The sequence below is a fragment of the Aeromicrobium flavum genome (genome assembly GCF_007992115.1).
In the GTDB taxonomy this organism is placed as follows: Bacteria; Actinomycetota; Actinomycetes; order Propionibacteriales; family Nocardioidaceae; genus Aeromicrobium; species Aeromicrobium flavum.
Genome location: NZ_BJZQ01000004.1, coordinates 210,335 through 219,920, shown reverse-complemented (window position 1 = coordinate 219,920; position 9,586 = coordinate 210,335). Strand labels below are relative to the sequence as shown.

8 protein-coding genes and 2 tRNA genes are annotated in these 9,586 nt (G+C 60.8%); 8 read left to right on the top strand and 2 right to left on the bottom strand.

The window, feature by feature from the left end:
* Nucleotides 1–108: 108 nt before the first annotated feature.
* From AFL01nite_RS06690 to AFL01nite_RS06655, 8 genes are all read left to right on the top strand, one after another.
* A tRNA-Ile gene (locus tag AFL01nite_RS06690) sits at nt 109–183 on the top strand.
* Between the two features lie 143 nt (nt 184–326).
* Nucleotides 327–399, top strand: a tRNA-Ala gene (locus AFL01nite_RS06685).
* Between the two features lie 918 nt (nt 400–1,317).
* On the top strand, nt 1,318–1,845 hold the full coding sequence (locus AFL01nite_RS06680) for a hypothetical protein (protein ID WP_146826672.1): 528 nt from the start codon (nt 1,318–1,320) through the stop codon (nt 1,843–1,845).
* Nucleotides 1,842–3,890 carry a Z1 domain-containing protein gene (locus tag AFL01nite_RS06675; RefSeq protein WP_146826670.1) on the top strand — a complete coding sequence of 683 codons (2,049 nt, stop codon included), beginning with the start codon at nt 1,842–1,844 and terminating at the stop codon, nt 3,888–3,890. Before AFL01nite_RS06680 ends, AFL01nite_RS06675 begins: the two co-directional genes overlap by 4 nt.
* Nucleotides 3,883–4,989: a ParB/RepB/Spo0J family partition protein gene (locus tag AFL01nite_RS06670; RefSeq protein WP_146826668.1), complete on the top strand. Its 1,107-nt coding sequence runs from the start codon at nt 3,883–3,885 to the stop codon at nt 4,987–4,989. The genes AFL01nite_RS06675 and AFL01nite_RS06670 overlap by 8 nt, the downstream gene beginning before the upstream one ends.
* Nucleotides 4,990–4,992: 3 nt before the next feature.
* Nucleotides 4,993–5,871: a hypothetical protein gene (locus AFL01nite_RS06665; RefSeq protein ID WP_146826667.1), complete on the top strand. Its 879-nt coding sequence runs from the start codon at nt 4,993–4,995 to the stop codon at nt 5,869–5,871.
* Nucleotides 5,872–5,888: 17 nt separating this feature from the next.
* A complete protein-coding gene (locus tag AFL01nite_RS06660; RefSeq protein ID WP_146826665.1) occupies nt 5,889–6,149 on the top strand; it encodes a hypothetical protein in 261 nt (86 codons plus the stop codon).
* 46 nt (nt 6,150–6,195) lie between these two features.
* Nucleotides 6,196–7,461 carry a helicase associated domain-containing protein gene (locus tag AFL01nite_RS06655; RefSeq protein ID WP_186813849.1) on the top strand — a complete coding sequence of 422 codons (1,266 nt, stop codon included), beginning with the start codon at nt 6,196–6,198 and terminating at the stop codon, nt 7,459–7,461.
* A 43-nt stretch (nt 7,462–7,504) separates the two neighbouring features.
* On the opposite strand, the gene AFL01nite_RS06650 is transcribed toward AFL01nite_RS06655, so the two are convergent.
* Nucleotides 7,505–8,938 (bottom strand): DNA cytosine methyltransferase, encoded by a 1,434-nt coding sequence (locus AFL01nite_RS06650; protein WP_222593414.1) that lies wholly within the window; start codon nt 8,936–8,938, stop codon nt 7,505–7,507.
* A 68-nt stretch (nt 8,939–9,006) separates the two neighbouring features.
* On the bottom strand, nt 9,007–9,432 hold the full coding sequence (locus AFL01nite_RS06645) for a very short patch repair endonuclease (protein ID WP_146826660.1): 426 nt from the start codon (nt 9,430–9,432) through the stop codon (nt 9,007–9,009).
* Between the last annotated feature and the right edge of the window lie 154 nt (nt 9,433–9,586).

The window sequence follows — 9,586 nt, the reverse complement described above, 5'->3', positions numbered from 1 at the left end:
CGCCGAGTGGCGGGCCGTTCTGCGCCACTCGGCGGGGGTGATGCGCCACTCGCCGACCCGATTGGAACTCGCCGCAGACCTTGGGGTAATCTCTTCTATTGCTGCCCGGGGCCTATAGCTCAGCTCGGTTAGAGCGCTTCCCTGATAAGGAAGAGGTCGATGGTTCAAGTCCATCTAGGCCCACCGAAGGAGGAATCGACGTGAAGAAGATCCTCACCCTGGCACTTGCGGTCGCCGGAGCCGTCTGGCTCTCGAACCGCCGCAAGCCCGCCGCGCAGCCCGATCCGTGGGCCGCGCACAGCGACTCCGTCTGATTCCACCCACCAGGGGCCTTGGCGCAATTGGTAGCGCACCTGCTTTGCAAGCAGGGGGTTAGGGGTTCGAGTCCCCTAGGCTCCACCTCGGCCGCCTGAGCGGCCGACGCCCTGACCGTCAGCCATGCGCTGCGTTCGTGCGCAGGCGTGGGTCAAGAGCGCGAACTACCGTGCGCGGCTCACACGTACAGAAGTCCCATATTGCACACCTCGAACCCGTGTGCGAACTATTCTTAGTGAGGCATTGGCGAGGGTTCTCGGGATTTGGTGAAGTATGGACAATATCGGGGCTTCGGTGGTAGGCCGATACTTCGGTCGTACCGATGACGGATTCCAGACTTGTTCGGGTTCTTGCGGAGAGACGAAACGTGCGACGGCGTTTCCTACGGTTAGCGATAAGCCGGGAATGCGTTACACCGAATGTCGTGCCTGCGCAGCCGAGCGCCGTGCCCAGCCGAAAGCAGTTCGAGCGCGCATAACCAACCGCGCCCAGCCGAAAGCAGTTCGAGTGCGCATAACCAACCGCGCCCAGCGCCTCCGTGTGGAGGCCCTCCTTCGGGACATCGTCGCCCAACGAGAAGCAGAGCCAGTCACCCTTCCTGAGGTCCACGCGGTCGTGTCGGAAACCCTCGATGCCCCCATACCGTCTGCGCAACTCGTCAGGGAGGTTATGCGGACCCTGTCGAAGGGCGAGAGTCGGTTCGTCAGGATTGATCGAGATGTATACGCCTGGGTGGGGCACGGCGAGACTCCCCCTCTCCCGCCGGCTCCGCCCCACGTCTCGGACATGATCGAGAGACGCCTCTCAGGCGCGACCTTGGACGAGATCGGAAGTCTTCACAGACTCACCAGGGAGCGTGTGCGGCAACTCATCGCGAAGTACGGAGGCCCAAGTGCAGCTGAAGTCGCGGAGTTGCAGCGGGTTCGAACTGAGATTGCTGAGCGTGATCGTCGCGCTCGTGTCGAACCGCTAATCCGACAAGCGCTAGACGGTGGCGGCGCTATGACCGTCTCGGATGCTGCGGAGGTGGCGGGACTGACGTCGAGCGAAACCGTGCGGTATTGGCCGATCGATCTTGTCCACCTTCGCCTCCGTCCGGCTGGTAACAACGAAGAACGATGGTCAGACGAGGCCATTCTCGAATCGCTTCGCGAGGCCGCAATCTATGAGTTTCCTCTGACGACAAAAGCGTATGCAAGCCTGCTCGCTTCCGGTCAAATCAGCGGACCTTCGGTGCCTAGGATCTGGCAGCGCTTCGGGAACTGGTCCGCGGCCTGCGATGCGGCGGGCGTGGTCCCAGGACGGGCCGTACGAAACAACTATCAGTCGAAGTGGACAGATCAAGACTTGCTACAGATAGTGCGTCAGTACTTGCTCGATCCCAGTCAACCGAACTCCGCCCACAAGTTTGATGACTGGAGACGACAATTCGCACCGGACGGACCCTCGTTCCAGACCATTCGAAATCGCTTTGGGTCCTGGACCGAAGTCAAGAAACGTGCCTTCGTAAAGGAAGAGAACGTCGAATGAGCGAGACCGGTCGCCTAGATCAGTTCCTTGCCACGTCCATGGACGAACCGACGAGAGTGTCAATATGGGAATCCGTGCACTCCATACTTTCGCACGGTCCCGCGGCTGGTCGCGGGACTGATTCAACGGTTCTAGCGTTGGGTTACGTTCAGTCGGGAAAGACAACTTCGATCACCGCGCTTGCCGCTGCAGCAGCAGATGCTGGATACGCAGTGATCGTCGCGTTGCTTGGATCTACCAATCTTCTACTCGACCAAAACCGAGACCGGCTCGAAGCCTCGTTGGGTATTACGACGCGGGCTGATTACGTGTGGATCACTGAGACAAATCCAACGACCGAGGCGGCTGGCAAGAAACTCCGCCGGTTCGTTGATATGGGTCGTGTCTGTCTCGTACCAGTCCTCAAGCACGCAGGCCGAATTAGAGCGGTAGCGAAGCAACTCGAGAAGATGCCGGACAGTTTGAACGTACTCATCATCGACGATGAGGCGGACCAGGCGTCCTTGAATACAAGCAGGGACGCCGAGAGCAGGACGTACGGGGCGATCCGTGAGCTTCGCAGATCGGTGCCCCGGCACCTTTACGTCCAGTACACGGCTACCCCGTATGCTCCGTTGCTCTTGGATGCTGCGGACATCCTGAGTCCTCAGCACGTTGAGTTTCTGACTCCAGGTAGGGGTTACACGGGCGGCAGGCAGTTTTTCATCGACAACGCTGACACGGTTGTAAGAAACGTCCCGCTTCTCGATGAGCAGGCATCGAAGTCGCCGCCGCTCAGACTCCAGCGCAGCCTCCACCAGGCCCTTTCCGCATTTCTCGCAGGTTCCGCGCTTCTGCTGCTGCACGACAACGCCAGCCCGCCCATCAGCATGCTCGTGCATTCGACGGCTCGAAATGACGTCCAAGCTCGGTACGAGTTCCTCATCCGGCGCCAGTTGGAGGCGTGGAAGAAGGAGATCGTAGAAGGAGAGATTGCAACTGTCCCCCAGAGCATCCTTGAGGAGCGCGCCCGTCTCGTGGCCAACGGTGCCAGAGACGCCGACGACGCCCAGTTCGTGGTGAAGCTCAAGACGGTTCTTCTGGAGGCCATCACGTGGCTGGTCAACAGCGCAGCTGACGTCAACAAAGTGGACTGGCACGTCTCCCCGATACATATCCTCGTGGGCGGCAACAAGTTGGATCGAGGATTCACGGTAGAGGGCTTGACCGTGACCTATATGAACCGGCCGGCGAGTCCCCAGGTCGACACGCTCGAGCAGCGAGCTCGTGCGTTCGGCTATCGAGGAGATCTTCTTCCCTACTGTCAGTTCTTCGCGAGCAAGAAGACCGTCCGGTCGCTGACCGAAGTCGTCCATACGGAAGAGGACCTGCGGGCCCGCTTGCGGGATCACGTCGAGAGTGGGGGGTCTGTGCACTCTTGGGCGCAAGAGATTGGACTACTACTTCCCAAGGGAATGGTTCCTACGCGGTCGAGCGTGGTCCAAGCACTTTCGACGATGAACCTCGGGTGGCACCAGATGCGTATGCCGTCGCGTGCTTCTACGGACACTGCTCACAACGAACGCCTTCTCTCCGAAATTGGGCTGCTAGACGCGCCACTCGTGCCGCAAGGGAGGTTGTCGTTCCGGACTCTGCGCCTCACCTCGGTGGAGGCTGCTGAGGCACTGCTCCGAGGGTGGGCGCGACCCTCTTACAGCCCGGGGTGGCTGCATGAGGAGTTCATCGACGCAGTCGTTCGCGGATTCCAGCACGTCAAGAAGGTCACCATCATGCTGATGGAGGACCACGGTGGGCCTCGAACTCGTGGGTGGTCTTCAGAACTCGGCTTCGTGAATCTGTTTCAGGGACGCGACCTCAAGGCGCAGCCCAATGGAGATTTCTATCCGGGGGATCGGTACGTGGAGAGTCTCGATACAGATCCAGATCAGATAGTGATCCAAATCCACCGCACCCAAGTACGTAGTCAGGAAGACGAGGGCCAGGTACTGGCATTGGCCATCTACCTAGGCTCTGGATTAGTAGTTCGAAAGGATACGAATGTCTGAGCCGCTCCCGATGAGCGCGGGAAAACTGGGGAGTGTCCCGTTGGATGCTTTGCGTCTCGATCCCGAGAACCCTCGTATCCCCGAGACGCACCGAAGCAAGGACACGGCCGAACTGGCGACCATGCTTGAGATGGGATTCGAAGCCTTTCCCGTGGCGCAGTCAATCGCTGAATTGGGGTTCTTTAACGCGGAACCCCTGATCGTTGTCCCGAGTCCTGACGAGGCCGGGACTTGGATCGTCGTCGAAGGAAATCGACGCCTGACCGCCTTGATCGGTTTGGCGTATCCAGACGTTCGCTCTGGGTTCGCGACGCCAGAGCGATGGGAAGATGTGGCGAAGAAGCGGGCGATCAGCCCGAAGATGTCCATACCTGTGGTGATGCACCAGTCACGAGATACAACTCACGCGGAAATCGCTAGGGTCCATGTCGTCGGCAAGCTTGCCTGGAGACCCTTCATGCAAGCGCGATACATCGCGGCGCGGGTTGAAGAAGGCAGGACGATTCAGGAGGTGGCCGATCTCATCGGCATCCCCAAGTCCAAGGCCGCCGACTTGTATCGCGATCAAGCGGTGTTGAACCAGGCTGCCGAGTTGGGGCTTGAGACGTCCCAGGTGGAGAGCGCCTTCTCCTTGTTGACCGTGGCGATGGGAAGCACGAAGATTCGCAGCCACGTGGGCGCGCCCCTTGGTTCGCAGACCGTTATCGGTGAGGCGCCGGTTCCGTCTGAGAAGTCGGAGGAGCTCAAGGAGATCATCCAATGGGTATTCGGCGACAACGAGCACGAGCCGCTGATCTCCGACTCGCGGCAGATCTCCCAACTCGGAAATGTCGTCGCATCGGATGTAGGACTTGGAGCCCTTCGCGAGGGGAAGACTCTCGAGGAAGCAAAGCAGCGAATCCAGGAAAAGGGCTTGGACCCGCTGAAGGCCTTGACGCTGAAGCTTACGACGGCGCGTAACGCACTGGCGGCCGCTAGTAGTGACGTATCGGAGTTCGCTATGGATGCCGAGATTCAGAAGCTCGTAGAGGACATCGAATCGCTCGCAGGCAGCATCCGATCGACGATTGACGACGTCGATGCCGAGTCGGTGGTCTGACCGGTGACCGATCTCGAGATCGCAAGTGTGGAGGCGATAGCCGATTGGATCGAGACTGCCACGCTTGTCAGCATGTCCGGGCATCTCGGCCGGGACAGGCTGGAAGAACTCGCATCGGTTGAGATCGGCGCTCCTCCTTTGAAGGTGAGCATGGCCATGGAGGTAATGGCCAAACGCGTCAAGGTCCTTGGGTCCGCCTATCCCTTCCGGACGTCAGAACTGGCCGTGCTTCGCGAGAATGGCAACCCGCTCCTCACTCATTACGCTGCGCTTCTCCATCTCACCCCCGGGTCGGTGGCCCGCCAGACAGTGCGTGCCACCGACGCAGCGGAAATGGGTGAGCTCTTCGAAACGATCGCCGAGAAGGCTTTGGCGAACCTTTGGGGAGAGGGCGGTCGTGCTCTTTCGTTCGGCTACCCCTCGAGGCACGGCAGACCGGAGGCCTTCGACCAGGCCGTCCCATGGCTGGCCTCAAAGATCGGTCTCGAGCCCGGACGCGGCTACCGTCCGCCCCTCCGGAAGGACGGAGGCGTGGATGTCGTTGCGTGGCGTCAATTCGCGGATCAGCGCCCTGGGTTCCCGCTCGGTCTAGCCCAGTGCACAATTCAAGCGGAGACGTTCCGGAAGACAACGGACATCGACCTTCGACTCTGGGCGAGTTGGCTAGCGATGGACCTCGATCCTATGAGTCTTCTCGTCATTCCCGGGACAGTGCGGAACGCCGGACCAGATTGGCGGCAGTTGACCACGGTGGTGACTGTCATCGAACGGATGCGTTTGATGGAATTGCTGAACCGTTCAGCGAAACGACTTGATCCGATCGAGTGGTCGTGCGAGACCACCTCGCGTCTTAGGTCCTTCATGAAGGCGGCGGAAGCTTGACAACAAAGGCTGACATCGTGTGGGAGATCGCGGATCGCCTCGGCGTCGAAGTGCCGAAGATGTCGACCGGATCGACCGAGCCGCGGGAGATTTTTGTTTTGGTCAACCGATACCTCGGGCTCGGCATCGACGAGAAGCAAACCAAGCCTGAACTAGCGAAATCGATCGTTGAATCTGTCGGTCTTCCCTGGAACGCGGATTTCGAATCACGGGGAGGGACGGTGACGAAGGCTGGGCTTGTTGCGGTTCTCGGTGCAGTTGTGCGTCATTGCGGGTAGTCAGTGATCGGGTTGTTTGGAAGCACGCATTGAGGAGGCACATCGAGTGAGTCAGTCGTGGCGCGGAGTTGGGTGGGAGGTCGGCTACGAGCATCTCGCGGACCACCTCCAAGCGGGCGGATCTCCGACTGTCGCAGGGAGCTTCGTCTGTGACGACGGATTTCGACTAGGTTCCTGGCTGAACACGCAGCGCTCATGGAAGAGGGCTGGTCGACTCTCTGAGCAGCGTATCCAAATGCTCGACGACCTTGGGGTGGTGTGGGACCCTCAGGCCACGTCGAGGAAATCGAACCTGACGCTCATCCGCGCTTTTGGCGAGGAGAACGGCCACATCAACGTTCCGGTGATGCACCGCAGTCCTTCCGGCAAGCCGATTGGCAAATGGCTGCAGATGCAAATCGAGGCGTTCCACTCCCAGCGACTCTCAGAAGAAATTCGGGTGGAGCTTGAACGAATGGGTGTCGATTGGAGTCACGGTCGTCGTGACCCCTTCGCTGAGGCTGTCGATGAATTGCGAATTTTTATACAGGAGACGGGCGACACGCATGTTCCGTCCTCTTATGTTAGTCCTTCTGGCTTCAAACTCGGCCGTTGGTATACGAAGCAAAAGAGTTTTCTGAAGAAGGGAACCTTGACGCCAGAACGCGTAAAGCAACTCACCGGTCTCGGTGTGAGTGTCGACCGCGACGTGAGAGACGAAGCTTGGTTAGAGGGGTTTCGTCAACTCCGGGCCTATCGGGATGCCAACGGGGATGCTCGCGTACCTAGTCACTTCGAGACTGAGGAGGGTTACCCGCTCGGCCCGTGGCGGCGGACCCAGCGCGGCATGCTCGCTGATGGTCGCCTCCGCGACGATCGCCGAACGCTGCTCGACAACCTCGATCCGACCTGGAATGAGTCTCGACCCACAGGGTGGAGCCGTGAGGAGGGCCTGTCTGCTTTGAGCGAGGCGGCGACTCTGGCCTACCCGCTCAGTTCCGGTACATATGAAGAGTTGCGAAGCCAAGGTGCTTTCGTGGGCCCCGGTACCGGGTGGTTCGCTCACCACTTCGACTCTTGGGCTCACGCCTGCGAGTCGGCCGGGGTGGACGGAGGCTCCGACAAATCAGGCTCATTCTTCTACTCCGACTCCGAACTGGCGGACAGCGCTAAGAGGTTCTTCCGAGAGATGGGTGCATCTGGCTCCAGTCGCGCGTACTCCGAATGGGTGGTGCATCGACCGGGCCATCCCTCGGCCGGATCCATCATCCGTCGATTCGGAAGTTGGCCCGCTGTCCGGGACCGGTTTGCTGAGGACTGCCAGGGGACCTGAGGAACGAGCAGGTCTGCTCGTGTCGAGCCGCGGCGCTCGAAGGTCAGGGCGTATCCAACGCCGGGACGTGCTTCGACAGGACAGTCGAAGGAGTGTCTGGAGAAGACGCCACTGCTTGGACAATGGCGTCCGTCTTCCGTCCCGAGGTGAGAATGTCGCGGTCACGCTCGACGTGCGCTTTGAACACGTGCCAGACGACCCCAACGTTCACTCCGTTGCCCATCTGGCGGTAGGTGGCTGAGTCCGGCTGGTCGGGGAAGACGAACGAATCCGGAAGCCCCTGCAGGCGAGCGGTCTCTCGCGGTGAGATACGCCGCTCGCGACTGCCGATGATCGATGTCTGCGTGATCGCAACCAGCGCCGGAAGGTAGTTCGGCTTCTTCGCGCGAAGGCCGGACGGCCGCAGGTGCATGACGGTGTCCCACAGCGACTTGGCGTCCTGAGCCTGCCACTCTAGTTTTCTACGCGAGGCCGGGAAGACGTCCGTGTAGACCTTCCACTGGTGAGCCCAAGGGATGATCGCCTCGAAGTGGCGCGCGAACAGGTCGTAGTTCTTGCGCAGGTGACTTTGCTTCCACGCCGGAAGCTCGAGGTCGACGGTGGGCATCGTCACCTTCGAGGGCACGGTCACGCGATCTGCGTTCCACCTGATCTTGGGCATCTCCGGGAAATCCATCCACGCGTCCGCCCAGATCGGGAATCCCGGCAAGGGGCGGTCGGCCATCAGTGGGCGCATGATCTGCACGAACTCATCCCACGCGCTGATCCAGTGGTTCTCCGACTCTGTCAGATCACAACCGGGCACGTTGTGAGTGTCATCGAGCAGGTCCTCGATGTGCCAGTCGCGCTTGGGGTCAAAATCGCCGAACGTGTCGGCCATCGCGGCTGCGGGCAGCGGACCGCCAAGCTCGAGGTCCTTGCGGACCTCGTGAGGCGCGTAGGTGGCCGTGATGAAGACCCGCTCGCGCACCTGGGGTGCTCCGCCCAGCTCGGGCGGCAACAGATGGGGGGAGAAGACCGTCGGGATGTCCGACACGTGGTAGCCGAGTTCTCGAAGCGTCTCGATGATGACGGAGTACTCGTGCTCGTGGCGCGGACCGATGAGGTTCCGGACATTCTCGAGCATGACCACGCTCGGCCGATGGGCCTTGATGATCGACGCGATGTTGAAGAAGAGGGTGCCGCGGGTTTCGTCCATCCCTCGCTGGGCGCCGGACTTCGAGAAGGGCTGGCAGGGGAAGCCCGCGCAGAGCACATCGTGCGGCGGAACGTTCATCACGCCGAGGTCGTCATCGGCATCCAGGGTGATGTCACCAAGAGCCGGGTGTCCCCAGTTCGCCTCGTAGACCTTGGCGGCTTGCTTGTCGATCTCGACCGCGTAGACGCACTCCCCGCCCAGTGCCTTCATGGCTGCATGGAAGCCGCCGATTCCGGCGAAGAGGTCGATAAAGGTGAAGGCAGGAGAGCTCGAACGCACGTTCGCAAGCTTAGCATCCGTCGACTGTCTAGAACGCCAGGACGATGGCATGTTCGGGAATGGCGTCGTTAGGGCTCACTCTGACGAACCGAGTCTGCAATTGCCCGCGCGACGGTGACGGGATCCTCGTGCTCCCAAAACCTTAGGACCGTCCATCCGCGAGCGCGCAACTGCTCGTTTGTGTCTCGATCACGTGCGACGTTTGAGGCCAGCTTGGAGGACCAGTAGCCAGCGTTGGCGCGAGCCGTCGTCCCATGCTCCGCGCATGCGTGCCAGTAGCAGCCATCGATGAACACGGCGATGCGCTGCTTCGAGAAGACGATGTCGGCTGTACGCCGGAGACCAGTGTCAGGTCGGTGATTGACCCGATACCGAAAGCCTTCGGCGTGGAGGAGTCGCCGCACCGCCAACTCCGGCGCGGTGTCGCGAGACTTGTTCGCACGCATGACCTTCCGCGAAGCCGGACTCGAGGCCCAGCTCTCATACGCCGGCATAGGCCCATCATTTGACAGTCGAGACGATGAGACCACCTGGCACAGGCAGGCGCCTCCGCTCCGCGCCAGCTCCGACGAGCGGCATGGTCCAGCCTGCGGTACCAAGGTATGAGGGGGCCCGGCGTTCCAGCGTCACCGATGCCGCCGCGGCCCG